The 21,405-nt window shown below is 33.3% G+C and carries 17 protein-coding genes; 4 read left to right on the forward strand and 13 right to left on the reverse strand.

What is annotated here, in order from left to right:
• Positions 1-1,917 carry a DUF294 nucleotidyltransferase-like domain-containing protein gene (locus CXF59_RS02765; RefSeq protein WP_101136194.1) on the reverse strand — a complete coding sequence of 639 codons (1,917 nt, stop codon included), beginning with the start codon at positions 1,915-1,917 and terminating at the stop codon, positions 1-3.
• A 324-nt stretch (positions 1,918-2,241) separates the two neighbouring features.
• Here CXF59_RS02765 and CXF59_RS02770 point away from each other — a divergent pair, with 324 nt between their 5' ends.
• The gene (locus CXF59_RS02770; RefSeq protein ID WP_101136195.1) at positions 2,242-2,604 is read left to right on the forward strand and encodes a DUF2237 family protein; all 363 of its coding nucleotides are present in this window, start codon (positions 2,242-2,244) and stop codon (positions 2,602-2,604) included.
• A gap of 442 nt (positions 2,605-3,046) precedes the next feature.
• Here the strand turns inward: CXF59_RS02770 and CXF59_RS02775 are convergent, their stop codons facing one another.
• The 4 genes from CXF59_RS02775 to CXF59_RS02790 all read right to left on the reverse strand — a co-directional run bounded on the left by CXF59_RS02775 (position 3,047) and on the right by CXF59_RS02790 (position 7,430).
• Positions 3,047-4,003, reverse strand: a complete 957-nt coding sequence (locus CXF59_RS02775; RefSeq protein WP_101136196.1) for an aldo/keto reductase — start codon at positions 4,001-4,003, stop codon at positions 3,047-3,049.
• A gap of 20 nt (positions 4,004-4,023) precedes the next feature.
• Positions 4,024-4,539 (reverse strand): peptide-methionine (S)-S-oxide reductase, encoded by a 516-nt coding sequence (locus CXF59_RS02780; RefSeq protein WP_101136197.1) that lies wholly within the window; start codon positions 4,537-4,539, stop codon positions 4,024-4,026.
• 423 nt (positions 4,540-4,962) lie between these two features.
• Complete coding sequence (locus CXF59_RS02785) at positions 4,963-5,679, reverse strand: SDR family oxidoreductase (RefSeq protein ID WP_101136198.1); 717 nt, start codon at positions 5,677-5,679, stop codon at positions 4,963-4,965.
• Positions 5,680-6,335: 656 nt separating this feature from the next.
• Positions 6,336-7,430: an alkene reductase gene (locus CXF59_RS02790; protein WP_101136199.1), complete on the reverse strand. Its 1,095-nt coding sequence runs from the start codon at positions 7,428-7,430 to the stop codon at positions 6,336-6,338.
• Positions 7,431-8,559: 1,129 nt separating this feature from the next.
• Between CXF59_RS02790 and CXF59_RS02795 the strand changes: the two genes are divergently transcribed.
• Entirely contained in the window at positions 8,560-9,510 is a 951-nt protein-coding gene (locus CXF59_RS02795) for a sterol desaturase family protein (RefSeq protein WP_101136200.1), read from the forward strand.
• 138 nt (positions 9,511-9,648) lie between these two features.
• On the opposite strand, the gene CXF59_RS02800 is transcribed toward CXF59_RS02795, so the two are convergent.
• From CXF59_RS02800 to CXF59_RS02820, 5 genes are all read right to left on the reverse strand, one after another.
• Positions 9,649-10,704 carry an NAD(P)-dependent alcohol dehydrogenase gene (locus CXF59_RS02800; protein WP_101136201.1) on the reverse strand — a complete coding sequence of 352 codons (1,056 nt, stop codon included), beginning with the start codon at positions 10,702-10,704 and terminating at the stop codon, positions 9,649-9,651.
• A 49-nt stretch (positions 10,705-10,753) separates the two neighbouring features.
• On the reverse strand, positions 10,754-11,848 hold the full coding sequence (locus CXF59_RS02805) for an alkene reductase (RefSeq protein ID WP_101136202.1): 1,095 nt from the start codon (positions 11,846-11,848) through the stop codon (positions 10,754-10,756).
• 202 nt (positions 11,849-12,050) lie between these two features.
• Positions 12,051-12,491 carry a redoxin domain-containing protein gene (locus CXF59_RS02810; protein WP_101136203.1) on the reverse strand — a complete coding sequence of 147 codons (441 nt, stop codon included), beginning with the start codon at positions 12,489-12,491 and terminating at the stop codon, positions 12,051-12,053.
• A gap of 315 nt (positions 12,492-12,806) precedes the next feature.
• Positions 12,807-13,481: an NAD(P)H-dependent oxidoreductase gene (locus CXF59_RS02815; protein WP_101136204.1), complete on the reverse strand. Its 675-nt coding sequence runs from the start codon at positions 13,479-13,481 to the stop codon at positions 12,807-12,809.
• A 467-nt stretch (positions 13,482-13,948) separates the two neighbouring features.
• Positions 13,949-15,316, reverse strand: a complete 1,368-nt coding sequence (locus tag CXF59_RS02820) for an NAD-dependent succinate-semialdehyde dehydrogenase (RefSeq protein WP_101136205.1) — start codon at positions 15,314-15,316, stop codon at positions 13,949-13,951.
• A gap of 440 nt (positions 15,317-15,756) precedes the next feature.
• Between CXF59_RS02820 and CXF59_RS02825 the strand changes: the two genes are divergently transcribed.
• Positions 15,757-16,188: a peptidylprolyl isomerase gene (locus tag CXF59_RS02825; protein ID WP_101136206.1), complete on the forward strand. Its 432-nt coding sequence runs from the start codon at positions 15,757-15,759 to the stop codon at positions 16,186-16,188.
• Positions 16,189-16,332: 144 nt separating this feature from the next.
• Here the strand turns inward: CXF59_RS02825 and CXF59_RS02830 are convergent, their stop codons facing one another.
• Positions 16,333-16,755: an Lrp/AsnC family transcriptional regulator gene (locus tag CXF59_RS02830; RefSeq protein ID WP_101136207.1), complete on the reverse strand. Its 423-nt coding sequence runs from the start codon at positions 16,753-16,755 to the stop codon at positions 16,333-16,335.
• Positions 16,756-16,861: 106 nt separating this feature from the next.
• On the opposite strand from CXF59_RS02830, the gene CXF59_RS02835 reads away from it, so the two are divergent.
• Positions 16,862-17,581 carry a sulfite exporter TauE/SafE family protein gene (locus tag CXF59_RS02835; RefSeq protein ID WP_101136208.1) on the forward strand — a complete coding sequence of 240 codons (720 nt, stop codon included), beginning with the start codon at positions 16,862-16,864 and terminating at the stop codon, positions 17,579-17,581.
• 155 nt (positions 17,582-17,736) lie between these two features.
• On the opposite strand, the gene CXF59_RS02840 is transcribed toward CXF59_RS02835, so the two are convergent.
• The gene (locus CXF59_RS02840; protein WP_101136209.1) at positions 17,737-18,351 is read right to left on the reverse strand and encodes a class I SAM-dependent methyltransferase; all 615 of its coding nucleotides are present in this window, start codon (positions 18,349-18,351) and stop codon (positions 17,737-17,739) included.
• Positions 18,352-19,480: 1,129 nt separating this feature from the next.
• Positions 19,481-20,092: a carbonic anhydrase gene (locus CXF59_RS02845; RefSeq protein ID WP_101136210.1), complete on the reverse strand. Its 612-nt coding sequence runs from the start codon at positions 20,090-20,092 to the stop codon at positions 19,481-19,483.
• Between the last annotated feature and the right edge of the window lie 1,313 nt (positions 20,093-21,405).

Consider the following 21,405-nt stretch of genomic DNA (forward strand, 5'->3'; position numbering starts at 1 on the left):
CTAGGAAAATTGAGTCAGTTGAAACTTATTTTTAATTAATTCTTCTAATTCCCTCATTGGAGTTAGCGCATTTTTCAGCTTTTCTTTATCAATTTTTGACAACTCCTCTAAATTTACAAACTGACCGGAGTCTTCGTTTTTCAAACCCTCCACTGTTTTTAACTTTGATAAAGTTAAGAAAGCTTCAGCACAATTTAGGTATATTTCCGAATATTTTGGATCGTTAATAGCCAATTGCTTAAAGCGGGTATAAGTGTTGTTAATCCCCTTAATACCATGACTTAGCGTAAATAAACGGGCGCCATCTATAAGCGGCATCAAAGCACGGGTCTTTATGTTGAATTTATCTTTATTGGGACCCGTTTCTTCAACAATAAACTTTTTGAAAAAACTTAAAGGCGAATTTTTTCTCAAAGCGTCGTTTCCTAAAAAGTCAAAGAATAAGGTATTGTTATTCGCATTTTTGAAAACGACATTGCTAATCGCGTCTTCAATTTTTGATTCGCCAAAAACAAGTTCATAATCAAAGAATATACTGCTCAAATTATTACTGTTTTCACCGGGAGTGTTCATCCAGCTGTCATACTGTTTTATCCAGTCTGTCAATGATTTGCACCACAACATATTGCTTGCCATATGTCCGTTAGGGCATAATTCATAGCCTATTTTTTCAAGTGTCAAGGTAGTTTTTTTACCTAATTCAATAAAATAATCCTTTACCTTTCTGTACTTTTCTGTGGCTACATCTTCAAAAACCAAAAAGCTATCTTGATCTGTAAGCAGCAATTGCTCTTTCCTTCCCTGGCTGCCAATACTTAACCAAGCAAAGCGAGCAGGAGGGGAGCCCAAATCTAAAATGCTAAGTTCGATTGCCCGCTTTAAAAGTGCAAAATTGATCTCAGCCGTTATATTGGAAATGTGGGAAAGGGGAATATTTTTATAAATGGAAGTTTGGATAAGATCTGTGAGTCGTACCCGAATTTGCTTTAGTTCTTTCGAAGTTTGAGCACGCTTAATTTCTTTAATCAAAACACCGGGATTACTGGCTTGTGCCACAATCAAATCGTGTTCTGAAATAACTCCTTTTACATGCGATTTATCAGTCCCGTCCACTGTTACGCATAAATGGGTGACATTGTTTTTTAACATTAGTAATTGTGCTTCTGCTAGCGAAACATTCTCCGGTACCGTTACCACAGGAGACGACATGATTTTATCCACTGAAACAGTGATTGGAAATCGGCCCGTAGCAATTTTAGAAGACATATCCGTATAAGTAACAATTCCGATAGGAGTGCTAGCCGCACAAACAACAGCGCTATTAACTCGCATTTCAGCCATAAGCTGAGCCACTTCGCTGACAATGCTGTTGGCAGTTGTTGTCAGTGGGGTATTATTGTACGATAAAGTTTGAAAATATTGCATCTCAGATTGTTGGTCCGTGTAAAATACGGTATCTGAAATCAGACTTCCACGTGAACTTTCATTGTCTTTAGAACTGGGTTTATTTGTCGCAAAATTCTCCAGTAAATAATTTAAAACGGCGGTATTATTCGCTACAAACGGTCGGAAAACAGCAATAGGAATAGCGTAAACTATACTTTCTTCGCGTGCCTTTGCCGTCATTCGATAATTATTTTTTGCGAAAAAAGGACGCAAACCAAAAATAGCACCTTCGTGACATTTATTTAAAATCGTTTCTTCAGCATCAGCTATAACAGATAAGTGTATCACTCCTGAGGCAACAACATAAAAGCTGTCGTGTAGTACATCATTAAACTGGAACAGTGTTTTGTTTTTTTCCAAGTTTACTACGCGGATACTCGCAGCAATATCAGATAACTCTTGAAAAGTTAATTGATCAAATGGCGCGTATTCCTTTAAAAAGTCAGCAAAGTGTTCTACAATCGTGTTCATAGTTCTGTAATAATGTCCAGCGGTAAAAATAATAAAATAAATATTTATATGCTTGCATATCGAATCTTAATTCTTGGTTTTATTAAATAGTAGTTATTCTCAGTTTTTAGTAGAGATAGAGGCTGTATAAAATCATTTTACTTACGATAATTTAAATGAAGTATTTGTTTCATTATAATTTCTATTTTACATAATATAAATTATAATTCAATTATATTAATCCTTTTTATTATCAAGTATCAAGATTTATCCATTATTATATTCTTTAGACCACAATACTTTTATAATCAAACTATCTTTGTAAAAACTAAAATTCTTATAATCATGATTACAACATTAAACGTTTTCGGACAACCTTTAGAAAACTGCTCCTGCGATCCAATGACAGGTTATTTCCGCGATGGTTTCTGCAATACTATTTCATCTGACTCTGGAACTCATGTTGTTTGTGCAATTGTGACAAATGAGTTTTTAGAATATTCATTAAAAAAAGGAAATGATCTAATCACGCCAAAGCCAAACTGGAATTTTCCTGGATTAAAAGCTGGTGATAAATGGTGTTTATGTGTTTCCCGCTGGAAAGAAGCTGAAAAAGCTAATGTGGCTCCAAAAATAGATTTGAATGCAACACATCAATTGGCATTAGAATATGTATCATTAGAATTATTACAACAGTATTCTATTTAAGACGTTAAGCAATCAATCTAGCAACTGATTCGCCACTTGTCATAGAGACATTTAAAGATTCATTAAATTTCATATCTCCCGCTAAGTAAATAGTGTCGGAAAATTTAAACTGGCTGACTACCCCGATAATCAAAGTGTTCTAAATCTGGTAAAGCTTTTTTTATTTTGTAGCGCTTTATAAAACGCTTACTAATAATGCTACAGTTGTTTTTCAACTCGGTTAATACTTGTTGTGTAAAAAATATTATTTATTAAAGCATCGGCATCAGATACTAAACCAATAATCGGTTTTTTCAAGGTGTCGTGTTCAACCTCAAAATAAAGATTATCAGAGGCTTTACATGCAAATGCCTTTTCTAAACCTAATATTTTAGATGCTGATGGCTCAAATAAAATCTCATTTTTACTGTCGGCGTTATATGATATAGGCTAAAAAAACTTATCAATTCCAAGACAGCTCATTTCTTTCTTCCCAGTATTTTTGAGAATCAGTTTTAAAGGAGTTTAGTACTTTTAATTCCTCGTTTTCAAGTTTGAAATTATAGGCTTTTATGTTTTGTTCAAGTTGTTCTATGGTTGATGCGCCACTAAGTAGGTATGTTGGTTCTAAATTATCCATGACATATCTGAGTGCAATAGCATCTGTGCCTACCTGATATTTTTTAGCCATAGAGTCTACAATCTGATATAGCTTTTGATAATGGCTAAATTTTTCGTTTTTAAATATACGGCCGTTTGCCAAAGCCTCTTTAATGATTACTGTTTTTCCAAGCTGAAGCAAATGCTTTAAAATGGCGTGTGTCGATTGTTCAAAAATATTATAAGTCACCTGATAACTATCAAACAAGTCCTCATTTTCAACTTTAATTATTAATGCTGCTTCAATAATTTCACTTTGATTTGTTCCACTTGTAGTGATACCAATTTGTAAACCTGTTTGTTTTTTTTTTTCGTAAAGCCGTTTTAAAACGTCTTTGTTATCCAAGATGCCACTTTCAAAAGTCGCAGAATGTACCTGGTATATGCTCAATTCGGGTTGTAGCTCTTTTGAAATTTGCCACTGCTCCAAAAGTTTGTCCAAAGAATGCTCTTTGACTTCGTGAGCTGCGCTAAAACCTAATTGCCAATTTGCCACATAGGTGTATCCCCATTTTGTACTTAGGCTAACACCCTCGTGTTGGTATTTAGAATTCCAGTTTGTTAAGAACTCCTCGCCCTTTCCATAAGAAGGAGCTGTATCAAAATAACGAATACCACTTTGATAGGCAAAATTAAGAACACTAAAAGCATTCTCCATAAAAGCCTCTTGGGATTTATCATGATTACTGTAATCCCTAATATTGATATATTCAGGTCTCCCTAAAGCCGCCAACCCTAATCCTATTTTTGTCTTTGACATACAATTACTATGGTTATAATTTATTTTAGATGTTTTAATTTTTCTGGATTTACTGCACTTGAAAATTGATCTAATAACAGCTTCAGTTTAGGGTTTATAAAGCTTTCGCAGAAAGGTTTCTTTGGGTTATTATAATAGTAATTGGTTATTTCTGCTCTTGAAGCTTTAAAATTTTGAAAAGGAAACACTTGTGTTATTAATTTATTTTCTGAAAGCTTTTGAAATGTTGCAATGATTTGCTCTACTTCCAGTTTTTGGACTTCAGAAAATGTGTAAACTGCCGATCTATATTTATGGCGCATAGAATGGTTTGAGGTGCTCTTATGCGTATGTAAGTGAATTTCAATTAGTGTTTTAACAGAAATTTCATCCGAATTAAAATATACGATAACAGCTTCAGAAAACGAACTGTTATCTCCTATCGATGCCACATACCCTTGTTCTACTTTTATAACACCCAGTAACGACTGAAATACAGCTTCGGTGCACCAATGACAGCCGCCACCTAAGGCTATTTTACTTTCTTTTTTTGTCATATTACTTTGTAATTTATTTGTTTAAGTCTTTATCTGAGGGAGAACACGCAATGTTTTTTATCCAATTAATAATAGATAAAAAAAAATATTTTTATCTAGACTCCGCAGCTCTTCTAAGCTACCTATATTTAATTCGACTTCAAAATAAGTGTAAGTTAAATGTAAGTCCTCTAAATACTATTTAGGGTAGCTCTAGCCACCACAAAATGTAATTTCTGGTGTCATTTAGACAATTGTTTAAAAAAAATCAATGACTTAGCAAAGCTTTAAGTGAAATATTATCTTCTTAAGCTATAAGATAATAACATGGTGTTGCTATAGTTCCTAATTAATAATCCAGTAATGGATACACATGCTATTATCAACAATTAGAAATTATGGGCTCTATAGAACTCATTTACTTTTAAATAAATGGCTCAATTTTTATTCAAAAGGGTTCGTTGCCCAAATAGTTACTTCAGGGATAAATCCTTTGTTACGCATTTCTACAATCGAAATAATAGTATGTGCAATATCTTCTGAACCTAGTTTGTTAGATTGTTCTTTGCGCTCGTCGCGATTCTCTCGCGATCTGTAAGTAAATGCAGTTGTGACTTCACTTGGATTTACTAAAGTTACTCGAATATTATATTTTCGCAATTCAGCCTGCCAAGATTGAGTCATACCTCTAACTGCAAATTTTGATGCGGCGAAAACTGAACCTTGTGCAAAACCTTTTTGGCTAGCGGTTCCTCCAATATTTATAATATTGCCTGAGCTTTGCTCCTTAAATTGGGACAAGAATTCTTGAGTTAACAAGGCCATTCCAAATACATTAGTATTGTACACGCTTAATAAATCGTTTTCTGTAATTTCGCCGAGAGCTGGAAATGCTCCAATACCAGCATTATTTACCAAAGTGTCAATTTTCCCGTCTAATAAAGCTAGTGCCTCTTTGGCCTTTTGTGGTATTGATTTTAAATCACTAATGTCAAATGATAATGGAATCGCACCTATTTCGTCAGCTACTTTTTTTAGTTTGTTTTCATCTCTTCCTGTAATTACAACTTTAGCCCCTTTAGCAATAAATTGTTTAGCTGTCTCTTTTCCGATTCCGGAACTCCCTCCCGTAATTAGTACTCTTGAATTATTAATTTCCATTTTATTATTTTAATAATCGAAAAAAAATCCGATTTCTACTATATTATTTATCAGAAACACTGCCGTTTTTAAGAGCATTATGATCACCCACAGTAAAAGTAATCTTTAAATTTAACGCAGCAAAAATTCATTTTTTTTAAAATAGACATTATTTTGAAATCTTTAATTTTAGTAGCAACCCACATCGAAGCTACAGTCGCTTTGAATAAAGAGTAAACCATTATATTTTTTTAAAGCTGTTTTGAGGAATAAAAAGATTAAAGAAATGTAATAGTTGCTAGAGTTTTTTTACTAAGCTATAGTTAAGATAAAGCTATATATATTCGAATTTATTGAAATTTGGTATCACAGAAAAAGAAGGCATTCCGCTTTAGATTACAAAACAATTGAAGACTTATTGATAAAGAAAAATAATTTTAAAAATGTTGCTTTACTAATACTGAGAGTTTTCTTTGCATATCCACAACATAAATAGAGACTATAAAAGGTTGTTTCTATCCATTAACTCGGTACTTGATTTAAATAAAAAATCGGCATCTAATATTATATTAGATGCCGATTTTTTAATGCGATTTAAAATGACTGTTCTTCTTTAAGCACTATGGTATATGTTACAAACTATACCTTAGTAATACAAACAATCAATTTAACTCAAATTATTTAGAAGCGTTTGGATAATCAGTATATCCTTTTGCTCCTCCTGTGTAGAACGTATCTTGATCACCTTCTGCAAGAGCCAAGTTATTTTCAAAACGTTCTACTAAGTCTGGATTAGCGATGTACGGCTTACCGTATGCTACTAAATCTGCATATCCTTCTTCAATTACTTTATTCCCTTTTTCTTGATCAAAGCCGGAGTTAATCATTAATGTTCCATTATATAAAGGACGGAAATGCTTCGCTATCTCAGTAACAGCGTATGGTATTGCTGAAACATCTGTAAATGGCTCGGAAAGATGAATATATGCTAAGTTATAGTCATTTAATTTTTTAATGATGTATTCAAACGTTGGGATTGTGTCTTCATCCATAGTCGTTCCAAATGGACCATTTAATGATGGATTAAAACGGGCTCCAATTTTTTCTTCTGGAATAACTTGTTTTACAGCGTCTAGCACTTCAAAAAATATACGGGCTTTGTTTTCAATACTTCCACCGTATTCATCTAATCTATGATTAGCCGTTCCGTTAAAGAACTGCTGAAACAAATAACCATTAGAGGAATGTATTTCTACTCCATCAAATCCGGCTTTTACGGCATTTATAGCTGCGTTTTGAAAATCTTTTACCGTAGTTTTAATATCTTCAACGTTCATTTCCCTTGGCGTAACAGTAACTTTAAATCCTTCTGGAGTAAATGCCTTATCGTTAGGATTGATCGCTGACGCAGATAAAGGTAATGCCCCGTTATGAAAATCAGGATGAGACATACGTCCTACATGCCACAATTGAATAAAGATTTTCCCACCTTTATCATGCACACGTTTGGTTACTTTTTTCCAACCTTCGACTTGCTCATCTGTGTGGATACCGGCAGTATTGATATATCCTATAGCATCAAGAGACACTTGCGCGCCTTCTGTAATAATTAAACCTGCTGATGCACGTTGCTCATAATACAAACCATGTAGATCATCAGTTGGCACATTGCCTTCATTATCTGCTCTACCACGCGTCATAGGTGCTACTATAACTCTATTTTTAAGGTTAATATTTTTATTATATGGTGTTAATAAATGTTGTTTGCTCATGTTGTCTTAATTATAAATTTTTAATAATGACAAATTTACAATACTGTAGCAGCAATGTCCTTGATCTAAATCAATTGAGATAGATTTAACTTTTAAGTAGATAATCACAAGCGCTTACATTGCTGTATTTCATAAAGAGGTAATTCCAATGATTAATTAAAGTTTACGTCTATAAAACAAGCATAATTCTTCACACTCTCTAAATGTCTATTTATCTTATATATTATGTTTGCTACTCTTCCAAACATAATTTTTATTGTTAACCATTTAAATCGCACAATTAACCATATAAAACCTATGATTATTGAGTGAAAAATTATTTTAATTGGTGAAAAAACTAATAATTATTTTATCAAATTTAGTATTTATCACATCATATATAGATACTTAACTATAAATTTATTCTTATTAGAAAAAATTTATACTATGCCTGTAGATTACTATTAGAGGTTCAAATGTATAACTAGTGTAAGACTTTATTTTTGTCTGCTTCTTCCCTATTCTGTTACTAACTAAACCGGTCTAATTAATAGCTACGACATAAGTATTATTTTAACATTCATTGTTTAGCTTTTATATTATAATCGTAGAAAACTTAACAACAGTCTCTCCATTATATTGATAAAGTCCTCTAATAAAACACCTATGGATAGCACTTAAAGTGGTAGCTGTTATAATGCTATCCATACTATGAGGTGTTTGTTATTACGATTGATTAACTAACTATTTTTAGTATTAATATTCTCTTTTGAATTTAAAATATAATTCTACAGTATCTGTCGGACATTGCTTAAGGTACTCCGTTAGTAAGACAATACAATCAAAATACCATTTTGCCTTTCATTGATAAATCTAATATTAAATAGCTTGCAGTATGTAATTTTTAGTGAGCAGAGAAGCTACAGGTCTGAACAAATCACGGAACACTGTATTCCGAGCTACAATAAAACAGCTCTAAATAATCAGTTTTGGGAAGTATCTTTATTAAAAAGTTTAACATATTACAAAGATGAAAGATTTTACGACGCTGCCCGAATTAGGATAAATGAAGTATATTGCCCTAATTAAAAATTTAAACGTAATTAACGTAATTACTGTTACAACAAATCTTCTTTAACACTACTACTAAATGGATTTTACAAACCCCTTAGTTTATGGAGTTCCTTGTTTTTTAGGCTTTATCGCGATAGAGCTTACCTACAGCAAAGCTTTTGATGACAAACAATTATATAAATGGAAAGATTTATTATCAAGTTTATCACTTGGTATAGGATCTGCAATAGTCGCTGCCCTCGTAAAAACAGTTGCTGTAATATTAGTTTTTAATTTTGCTTATGACCTCTTCAATCCAATGGTGGATGGAGTTCGTACCAATATTATGGGTTGGGAGTCTTTTGGCTATGCTTGGTACATTTGGTTGGCTTGTATGCTTTTAGATGATTTTTCCTATTACTGGTTTCATAGACAAAATCATATGATCCGCTTTTTATGGGCAGCACATATTGTACATCATTCTTCAGATAATTTTAATTTGGGAACGGCTGTCCGCAACGGTTGGTTCACTATTTTTTATAAACCTTTTTTTTATGTTTGGATTGTAATCATTGGTTTCCCACCAGAAATGCTTGTTGTTTGCATGGGTATTGAAGCTATATGGCAGTTCCAACTGCACACACAGTATATAAAAAAATTGGGGTTTATAGATAAATTTGTTAATACCCACACCATGCATCAAGTACACCACGCTCAGAATATTGAATATATGGACAAAAACCATGGGGGCTTCCTCAATATTTTTGATAGGATTTTTGGAACTTGGAAAGAACTAGATGATTCTATCGTTATAAAATACGGAGTTTCTGTACCTCCAGACTCTTATAACCTGTTTGTTATTTTAACCCACGAATACAAAAACATTTGGCAAGACATGAAAAAATCAAACAATTGGTATGACAAATTCATGTATGTTTTTGGCCCTCCTGGTTGGAGCCATGATGGAAGTACCCTTACCATAAAGCAAATAAGGAGCGAAATGGCAGAAGCATCTAAAAGTAGCGTTGTAAAAACTGTCACAACCTAAATCTATAGGCTATATATCTTATCTGTTTTTGGGAACAGAAATGCAACTTAATTTAACTCTGTAGTTTACTGCAAATAAAAACAGCATCTAAAATTACTTTAGATGCCGTTTTTTTTATAAGCTGTAAATAAATTGTTTTTATTTAAGCGATTTCATATCAATTACAAATCTGTATTTAACATCATTACTTGTAATACGATCATAAGCTGTGTTAATATCTTGCATATTGATAAGCTCAATATCACTAGTAATATTATGTTCGCCACAGAAATCTAACATTTCTTGTGTTTCCTTAATACCTCCAATTAAAGAACCAGCAATACGCTTACGTCCCATAATGATGTTTCCACCATGAAATGGCTTTAACGGTTCTACTGCACCAACTAAAACCATTGTTGAATCAATTTTAAGTAACCCTAAATATGGATCCATTTCATGACCTACAGGAATGGTATTTAAAATAAAATCGAAACTATTTTGGTGTTCTTTCATGTCGTCTTCATCTTTGGAAATTAAAACTTCATGAGCACCTAAACGTTGAGCATCTTTTCCTTTTTCTGGGGATGTTGTAATCATAACCACATGTGCACCTAATGCATTGGCAAACTTAACACCCATATGACCTAATCCTCCTAAACCTACTACTCCTACTTTATCTCCTTTTTTTACGTTCCAATGACGTAAAGGTGACCATGTAGTAACTCCTGCACATAATAGCGGTGCAGTTGCAGCTTCGTCTAAATTTTCTGGAATGCGTAGTACAAACTTTTCATCAACAACTACTGACGTTGAATAGCCTCCGTAAGTTTGTTTTCCTTCAAGATGCTTATCTGGACTATTGTAAGTAAATGTTGCTCCATCTTCGCAAAATTGTTCTAAATCTTTCTTACAAGAAGAACATGTCTGGCAAGAGTCTACCATACAACCTACTCCTACTAAATCACCTACTTTATGGCTACTAACAGCTTTTCCTACCTCTACTACACGACCAATGATCTCATGTCCTGGTACTACAGGATAGGTTGATCCATGCCATTCGTTTCTTGCTGTATGTATGTCGCTATGACAAACACCACTATAAGTGATATCAATTTTCACATCGTCTGTTCCTACAGCTCTTCTTTCGATATCTAAAGGTTTTAAATCTTCTGTTGATGCTGTTGCACCATATGCTTTTACTGTTGTAGTCGCCATTATTATGTTATTTTTAAAGTTACTATTAATTCGAGTTCTGTAGTACTACTTATTTAGAAGCTACTGGATAATCTGTGTACCCTTCTGCTCCTCCCGCGTAGAACGTACTTTGATCCCACTCTGCTAAATCTAAGTTATTTTCAAAACGTTCTACTAAATCTGGATTAGATACGTATGGCTTACCATAAGCTACTAAATCTGCATACCCTTCTTCAATCACTTTATTTCCTTTTTCTTGATCAAATGCCGAGTTAATCATTAATGTACCGTTATATAAAGGACGGAAATGTTTAGCTATCTCAGTAACAGCATATGGTAATTCTGAAACATCTGTAAAAGGTTCAGAAAGATGCACGAATGCTAAATTATAATCATTCAATTTTTTAATGATGTATTCAAACGTTGGGATTGTTTCTTCATCCATAGTCGTTCCGAAGGGACCGTGTAATGATGGATTAAAACGGGCTCCAATTTTTTCCTGCGGAATGACTTCTTTGATCGCGTCTAGAACTTCAAAAAATATACGGGCTTTGTTTTCAATACTTCCACCATACTCATCCGTTCTGTGGTTAGACGTCCCGTTAAAAAACTGCTGAAACAAATATCCATTAGAGGAATGTATTTCTACTCCATCAAAACCAGCTTTTACCGCATTTGCAGCTGAATTTTTAAAATCTTGTACCGTAGTTTTAATATCTTCAATGGTCATTTCCTTGGGCGTAACAGTATCTTTAAAACCTTCTGGAGTAAATGATTTATCGTTAGGATTTATAGCTGAAGCGGATAATGGTAATGCACCATTATGAAAATCGGGATGCGACATACGTCCTACATGCCACAGTTGAATAAAAATCTTTCCTCCTTTATCATGCACACGTTTGGTTACTTTTTTCCAACCTTCTACTTGCTCATCTGTGTAGATACCAGCTGTATTGATATAACCGACAGCATCACGAGACACTTGCGCGCCTTCTGTAATAATTAAACCTGCTGATGCACGTTGCTCGTAATACAAGCCATGTAGCTCATCCGTTGGAACGTTGCCTTCATTATTTGCTCTACCACGTGTCATAGGCGCCATGACAACTCTGTTATTGAGGTTAATATTTTTATTATATGGTGTTAATAAATGTTGTTTGCTCATGTTATTTTTTCTAAATTATTATAATTACAAAAATACATTACCGGAACATCAATATCATTGACCTACATCAATTAAAATAGATTTAACTATTTCCCTAACTCTACTTAAGTTTTTTGGAGTGATTCTTAAATAGTTTGTACCGAGTCATGCTTAAAATGATCAGGTCCCTCCAGGACAAAGGACGCTATTTATGAAAGTGTTTCTAATCCAGTTGCTCAAGGGCATAGAACAATCGATTTTGGGCCCCTTCTTGAGAGCCAAATATGGAGCGAGACAATATTGCGTCCTTTGTAATTAAAAGCCATTGCGGAGTTCCTTCTGAATCAAATTGATCATAAACCAAATGTCCTTCATCCAGAAAAATAGGAAAAGGAAGTTCATGTATTCTAAAAATGCTCTTAATATCATTTTCGGTAACTTTTGTATTAGTGAAGTTGCTGTGTATACCTACTACTTGTACCCCTACATTTTCTTTCTGTAATTGGTATGCCAAAGGAATCGCGCGTCCAGTACACCCTAAACATTGGTTGTTATAGATTACAGCCAAAATAGGTTTCCCTCGGTACTCATTTATAAGATCGATTTGGTTGCCGTTAAAATCCTGAACCAGAATTGAATCAACAGCTGTATTTTCTTTATTCATTTATTGCAGGTTTAATTTAAGCTTGCTGCGGCAAAATTGATAAAACGAAATTACCCGTCGGGTGTAATTATTTTTTTTCTGATAATTTTAGTCATTTCAAGTAATTTTCGATAAAAAATTGTTCCATCAAGAAGAAAATTTTATTAAAAACTTCTATTCCAGTGTTTTAAATAATTATCGTCAGCGGGTAACAAAGTTATGATTTAATAGCCTCTATCGCTTTCCTTTTTTGTTACTTATAATAAAAATGGCTCCAAAGTTTTGACACTTTGGAACCAATAATTATTTTTTTGACTAAATTGAAACATATAGAAATTACATCCAAGTAATAATATCTTCTGTATTTCTTCTTGATTTATGGTTTGCTGGATCTTCTTTTCTGTAACCAAAAGCAACCATAAAGGACAAACCGTATTTATCTGTATCCACACCAAACTTTTCTCTCAATAAAGTCTCTGCTTTTTCTTGATGAAAACCTTCAATAGGACAACTATCAATACCTACTAAAGCAGCTGATGTCATCATATTTCCCAAAGCAATGTAGGTTTGTTTTGATGACCAATCGAATAATTTTTTATCCGTATCTAAATCAAAGTCATTCTCTTGAAACTCTCTGTAGAATTTAGAATACATTTCTATGGTATCTGCTGGCCATTGTTTGACGTCTTTCATCATCGACATGATATAATCGGAATCGTGTTTCACCATTGGTGCTTTCATAGACAAACCCAATACAAAATGGCTTGCAGTATCTAATTTTGCCGGTGCTCCCCAAGCTACTGGTTTTATCAATTCACGCAACTCTTTGTTTTGTACAACAATAAAATGCCAAGGTTCGAAACCAAAAGAACTTGGCGATAAATGTGCGGTTTCTAAAATAAATTCAATGTTTTCATCTGAAATAATTTTAGTAGCGTCAAACTCTTTAGTCGCATGTCTAAATTGAAATGCGTTGATAATGTCTTCTTTTGCTATATTAGGTGTGCTCATATTCTATTTTATAAAATTTTACTGAGTGCAAATCTATAATACTTTAGCAGAAACCTCCTTGACCTAGATCAAGTAAGAAAGATTTATCATTTTCATAAGTACCTATCTTTTCTGGATTTACTCTTAGGTTTTTTAAATAGCCCCATTAAGGTAAGGACATATAAAATATTTATTTATTTTCGTCGAAATCCAGAAGGTAAAGCGACTTACTTAGATTATTATTTTAAAGTTGCGTATAATCGGATTATAGGATAATAAGAGTATATCACATACATTCTCCCTCCCTCCTAAATCGTAGTATAAAAAGTGTTCTGTAGAAAGGAAGTTTATTTCTGAAGGTTTAATTCCTCGAAGTTTTAATTTATTTTCCACAGATTAACTGATTTTTTAAAAATAATTTTTTAATCTGTGGCTATTATTTTACTAAAACCTTGTGGACTATGCCCACAACGTCGTTTATTTATCTTTTAAGCAATCCAAATCGTTTTTGTATTCACAAATTCACGAATTCCATAGGCAGCCAGTTCTCTTCCGTAACCACTGTTTTTAATTCCGCCAAAAGGTAATCTTGGATCAGAAACTACTAACTTATTGACAAAACTGCTTCCTGCTTCCAGTTGTAAAGCTAATTTTTCTCCGCGTTCTCTGTTTCCAGTGAATACTCCAGAACCCAAACCAAATTGCGAATTGTTTGCCAGTTCAACGGCATGAACATCATCTTTTGCGCGCATTACCGAGGCTGCAGGACCAAATAATTCATTATCAAATGCTTCCATTCCTGGTTCCAGATCAACTAATATTGTTGCCGGATAGTAGGCACCTTTTCCTTCGGGAATGACTCCTCCTAGAACCAAGCGTCCCCCTTGTTCTATTGTTTTTAATACCTGCCCGTGCAATTCATCTCTTAAATCATGCCTTGCCATCGGGCCGTAGTATACGTCTTCGTTAGTTGGATCGCCCATTTTTGCAGCTTTCATTTTTTTAGTAAATAAAGCCAAAAACGCATCATAGATGGCATCATGAACTATAAATCTTTTAGCTGCAATACACGTTTGCCCGTTGTTTTGTAATCGTCCAAAAGTAGCCAAATCAGTTGCTTCTTCTAAATCGACATCATCCAGGATAATATACGCATCACTACCTCCAAGTTCCATAACCGTTTTCTTTAGGTTTTGTCCCGCAATTGAGGCGACAGAACGTCCGGTAGCGTCACTTCCGGTAAGCGTAATGGCGACAATATTTTTATTTTCAATAAGTATTTTTACGTCTTTGGCCTCCACATTCAAATTCATGAATACTCCTTTAGGGAATCCTGCTTTAAGGAAAGCGTCTTCGATAGCAAAGGCACATCCTTGAACATTGGAAGCATGTTTTAAAACGCCTGTGTTCCCTCCCATTAATGCTGGGATAGCAAAGCGAATGACTTGATAAAATGGAAAGTTCCAAGGCATCACAGCTAAGATTACTCCTACAGGTTGAAAGGTAACATAACTTTTTGTTGCTTCCGTTTTAACGGTTTCATCAGCTAATAATGTGCTTGCATGTTCTGCGTAATATCGGCATACCAAAGCACATTTTTCAATCTCTTTGCGGGATTGCCCAATCACTTTACCCATTTCCCTAGTCGCCAGTTGGGCGTATTCCTCCTTGTTCTTGTCAAAAACATCGGCTAATGCATACATTAACGTAGCTCGTTCTTCAAATGTTTTTTGTTTCCAATGATGATATTCCTTTTTTGATGCTGCTATTTTATCTAATGCTTCTCTACTTGTTATTCGATTGTATTCACTTATTTTCTCTCCCGTTGCCGGATTTATACCTATTCTACTTGCCATTGTTTGTGTTTTTAAGTATGTAATGTTATTTTTGTATCCTAAAATATAAAAGTACTAAAAAGGCAGGCAAATAATTAATTGCGTGAGGATAATTCCTTAATTTTGTCACGAGTACACACTTTTATCCTATAATTGGGAGCTTTCAACTATTTTGCTGCCTCTTTGCTTCCAAATCTAGGTACTGACAGCAGTGTCATGCTTTCCATAGCATTAAATAAAGAGGATCAAAATCTTAAAATTTTCAACAGTAATCATCAATAGCTGCATAATTCGTTGTTTTTATACGGATTAGTTGCTAAATCGTTCTTTATTTTAAATTAAATCTCTTTATTGGTTCTTTGGCGTGGTTTTGGCACATATGGGAAATGTAAGTTTAAATTTAAATACGCAATGGGTAAAAATTACGCAAATCGTATTTTTAAAATTAAAAAAACAATTTTATGATTCAAGTTAAAGAGAATAACACTGTAAAGGTACATTACGTAGGGAAATTATCTGATGGACAAGTATTTGATACGTCAGAAGGAAAAGAGCCTTTAGAGTTTACTTTAGGACAAGGAAAATTGATTGCCGGATTTGAAAAAGGGTTAATCGATATGAAATTAAACGAGAAAAAGACGATTACTATTTCAAAAGAGGAAGCTTATGGCGAATCTCGTGAAGACTTAATTCAAGAAGTAGATAAAAGTCAACTTCCTGAAGATATTACACCAGAAGTTGGAATGGGACTTGTATCTAAATCTGCTGACGGAAACGAAATGAATTTGTTAATCGTTGAAGTTAAAGAGTCAACTATCGTAATTGATGGTAACCACCCTTTAGCAGGTAAAGAGCTAACCTTTGATCTTGAAGTAGTTGATATTCAATCATAAAAAGCAATAAGTTTATCTATAAACGGGACGGTATTTGTTGAATTTAGTTCAATAATTACCGTCCCGTTTTTTATGGCATCGTTGTAATAGAATGGCTTTATTATGACGCAACATTATGATATTAAGTTTTAAATATAATTAACATTACTTAGTATCAGCTAAATCAGATAAGATTAGATGTGTTGTGGGTTCCCCAAACAATAATAGGCGGTCTATAAACCGTTGTAGATGCAATTGATCGACCAAAACGACTTTCATAAAAATATTATGCGTCCCCGTAATTCTATGAATTTCACTGATTTCTTGAAAATCATCTAATTGACTACAAAAAGTTTTGAGCTTTCCGCTAAACAACTTAAACAGAATAAAAACTTCTAAACCAAAACCCAATTTCTGATTGTTCAGTTTAAGTTGGTACCCCTTAATGACTTCGCTATCTTCTAATTTCTGGATGCGCTCTCGTACTGATGACGGGGAGAGTCCAATTTGTTTTCCGATATCTACATAAGAAACTCTTGAGTTTATTTTGAGTTTTTCAATTATTTTTAAATCTAATGCGTCGACCATAAATAAAGTTTTAATTGGGGTAAAATTACATTTATAATATTGAATAATCCTGATTTGCCCGTTGAAAAGATTTTAACAACCGTACTTCGAGCCGTACTTTTGTACCATGGATACAATGCTATTGTTGCTTACAATTGGGATTTTTACAGGTTTTTTTATACAGACAATAATTGGTTTTGCAGGGGCTTTAATAGCACTGCCTTTTTTACTTTTTGTAATGCCGCTATCTGAGGCGGTGTGTTATATCTCCATTTTTTATTTTATCTCAACTCCTATTTATGTTTATAAGGAATGGAAGCATATTGATAAAGAGTTAGTCAAAAAATTAGCGCTATCCTCTTTCATTGGTGTTATTGTTGGTATTATTGTCTTGACGTACGGCAAACCGATAATTCTCAAGAAAGCCTTAGGTATATTTATAATTCTATTTGTCTTTAATAGTCTAAGAATCAATAAAGTACTTCCCTCAATAACTAAAATGAAACATCTATTTGGTTTTATGGGTGGCTTTTTCTCGGGACTATTTGCTACCGGCGGTCCTATATATGTCATTCTTATTAAAAATGAGACTAACGATGTAAAGACCTTTAGAGCGACCATGTTTGCTTCGTTAGGATTAGTGACGGTCATGCGAATTCCTATTTTAGTATTTGGGGGGTTTTTGTCATGGAACCAACTTTACAATTCTTTATATGTGTTGCCTTTTTTTATACTCGCCTTATTTTTAGGTAAAAAAGTGTATTTAAAATTAGATGATGTCCTTATAAAGAAGATCATTTTAGGATTGTTATTTATTTCGGGTGCTCTGCTGTTGATAAACGAATAATCTACTTGATTTCAAGCACCAATAAAAAATATATCGCTTAAAAAATGGATTTGTGACTTGCACTTACCTACTAAGCTGATTGATGATACTGTTATACTTTTTTCAATAAAGTTTTTCTTTCGAATAACGACTTGTACTGTAAAATTTACTTGGGTTTATGTACTCGCAGTTCCCCAATAATTATAACTAAGAGGTTTCCATCCTGGTATATAAATGGTTTCTAATTTGATATTTTTAAAACCGCTATCTTTTATAATTTGAGGTATATTTCTATTTAAATTGCATCCCCCAGCAACTTCTTTCCAAATGGGATTTATAAAGTCTTGTACCTTTTGAACTCCTTTTTCTGGAGCAATTCCGTGTTCACAAAACAAAAGAAGTCCTGTTGGTTTCAATACTCTTCTCATTTCTTCTAATGCCTTTTTTGCATCAGGAATAGTGCAAAGGGAATAAGTAACTACTACGGTGTCAAAACGACCATCATCAAACGGCAGTTCTTCTGCAGAAGCAATCATAAATTTAAAATTAAACCCTAGCTTTTTTGTATCAATAGTACATTTCTTCCAAGTCTCTTCAAAAGGGTCAATTGCAGTAAGACAAATCACTTTTTTGTTTTCATAAAAAGGCAAATTTAAGCCAGTCCCAATACCTATCTCTAAGACGTTTCCTGTAGCAATAGGAATTATTTTCTTACGTTGTTTTGCAAAAGAACTCAAACCGCAAGCGATATTTATTAGACTTGGCAGTATGTACTTAGTGTATATTCCCATTATTTTATGTTACTAGATTCAATTAATTAATGCAGCTCTCAGGAAAAGCGATATGATAATTTTTTAAAAGAAGGGGCATAAAAGTCCTCTCTCAAGAATAGGACACATTACCCTTATTTGCTCCTAACCAAAGTTGTAAACAATGAGTTATTTAACCCGTGAACAAAGATATACTATTAGTGTCGAGTTTAAGTAAAAGCGAAATCGCATTGTTCATTAAAAACGATAAGTCGGTATTGACTCGAAAGCTAAAACGCAATTATATTGTACACAGTGGTAAATATGATTGTAATTTAGCACAGTAAAAATATGAAAAACGATAACAAGGAAAACCTAAATTAAATGATTAGACTTTCGCAATTAGAGGACAAATTAGAAAATACTTGAGTTAAGTCCGGAACAAATCGTGCGGATTTGTTTAAAAAACGGATTATCTTGTGTTTCAACAGCGTCTATTTATCAGCTTATTTGGAAAGTAAAAAAGAGAAGAGTTTCTGTATCTAAATGTACTAATAACTGGGAAAAAGATATAGAAAAGAGGAAGTGCGAAAGATTTCAAAACTGTCTTAACCAAAAGGCTACTAATTGTTGATTTACAGCAACGATTTGGAGATTTAGAAATAGGTACTGTAATAGGAAAGAATCACAAAGGAGCTGTTGTAACTATAAATGATAGAGCCACTAGAAAACTGAAGATAAAAAAATAAAGTCTAAGGAAAGTGAGTTGCTTAAGCAAGCGATCATTGAATTATTACAGAATTGGAAGTCTCATTTGTTTACTGCGAGATCTGATAATAGAAAAGGCGTTGTAAAAGCACTAGAAATCGTAATGAATCTCTCTTGAAGAGATACCCAACGGAAAAATTATAGAAATATAAGAAAAATTAAATCATCGTCCGAGAAAAGATTTAATTCTGAAACACCAAATTATATGTTTACGTAAAAGGCTGGATTTTTACCTTGAATCTTGTAAATAAAAAAAACCTGAAACTTCAAGGTTTTAGGTTTTTTTTATACAACCAGTAATTAAAATACTAAATAAAAAGTATTAGTGTTAAAATTACATGTACCGCTTCTTTGTAAAATTCATATTGAATTAAAACTTTAGAAAATATACGGGTGTTTTATTTTAAGTTGCTTCACCAAATTTTGTTGCTTCAGGAATTTCAATTAATTTTCCTGATTTTACATCAAAAATATATCCGTAAACTGGAATATAAGAAGGTACCAATGGATGGTCCTTAATTCGGCGAACATCTTCAATAATACTTTCTGTTTGGTCGGCAATGGTTAAAAAAGAAATATTATTTGCTTCTTTAGAGCCGCCTTCTTCACTTACATTTTTCCAACCGTTTTGGTCTACTGATGCGGTAGAGAGACTTTTAGAGAGTAAATCACGGATGATTTCATCGGTAAAAAGGGTCATGCCACAATCCGTATGATGAATAACAAACCACTCAGCAGTTCCTAAAAGTTTGTGCGAAATTACTAAGGAGCGAATGGCGTCATCGCTCGCCCGTCCACCAGCATTTCTGATCACATGGGCATCACCTTCTGACAAACCTGCATATTTTGCTGGATCAAGACGCGCATCCATGCAAGTAAGAATTGCGAATTTTCGTGCGGGAGGCAATCCTAAATCTTTTTTTTCTCCAAAATTGACAGCATAATTTTCATTTGCATCGAGTACTTCTTGGTGTACTTTACTAGTTTCTTTTTGTAGTAAATTATTTTTTGTCATGCTAATTTGAGGTTATTATTTTTATTGTTTTTTGTACTTAATTATATGTTGCTTACTAATTTTCTAATACAATTTTATTTTTAATTTTAATTTTTTAGCAATTTTGAGAACATCGGCCAAAGCGTCATTTAAGGTAACTTGCTTGCCTCCTCTTTGAATAACAATGGGTATTTCGACATACGATGCATCGTATATCTCGATTAAATTAGCTGCCGTTTTTAACTTAGTAAGAGCACGAAAACTTGGAACGGCAACAAGTTTTACTTCTGATTTTTTAGCTGTTAAATGCCCAAGTATAACAAAGTGTATAATTTTTCACTCGTGATCATTTTGCAATTTCAAATGATTTATCAAATAATAATTTATTACTTATTATTAATTCTTCTCATTTAGATCAGTAAATAATAAAGAGCTAATTTGAAGCTGTGAAAATTCAAATTTATATTCTATGTCATTTCTTCAAATTAATGATTTTATAGCAAGATCATTTCTTAATCAATATTAGCTAGAATTTGACTCTGTATACCCATACTTTTCTGTTACTGCCAAGGTACTCGAAAACAAAATTTCTTCCAAAGTAAATCAATTAAAAATTAATTAATTAGAAAAAGCAGCTCTGATTTTGTTGTTTTTTCAGCTGAAAAATGTAAATATTTAATCGTTTCTATAATAGGTACACCCAAGCCAACATTTGGTTACTACATTAATAATAATACACTTATTGCTAGAGATTTGAGCTAAACTTTCGGGGCTATTAATATTCATTTTATGTCTGTTTAAATTACTTCATATCTTTTTCTACTAAAACATCTACTTCAAAGGAAGTAGTCGCTTACGCGAAAAGTTGTACTGGAGTAATTACAAATAGTAAGGATAGAATTTTTTGTTTTAACTACTGTTTTTTATCTAACAAAATAGACCTTTTGAATTTTTCCTTTTTTCGATATTATAAATAGCCGTTGCATCACTGAATTTACCTCCCCGTTGCACATTATTTTTATCGATAACAACATTCTTGGATAATCCTGCGTCTTAGCTCGCAAGACTTAGTCCTTATTGGCTGAGTAGTTCGCTGCATAGGGAACGACTTCCAAATAGGCTTTTGAGAAACGATAGTCCGAAGCAAAATCTCTTGTCCCTTGCATATATGGGCTATCAAATAGCCTCACTAGTAATGAAAGGCCTTTACAAGCGAAGAACTGTTTTCCACTTTTTGACCGGGAAGAGTGGAACGAATTGGAGAATAGCTCCCACAAAAAATAGTAACAAATGGCAATTTTATATAGCAATACTACAGCTGTTTTAGCATTTTA

The sequence above is a fragment of the Flavobacterium sp. ALD4 genome (assembly GCF_002836475.1).
GTDB lineage: Bacteria > Bacteroidota > Bacteroidia > Flavobacteriales > Flavobacteriaceae > Flavobacterium.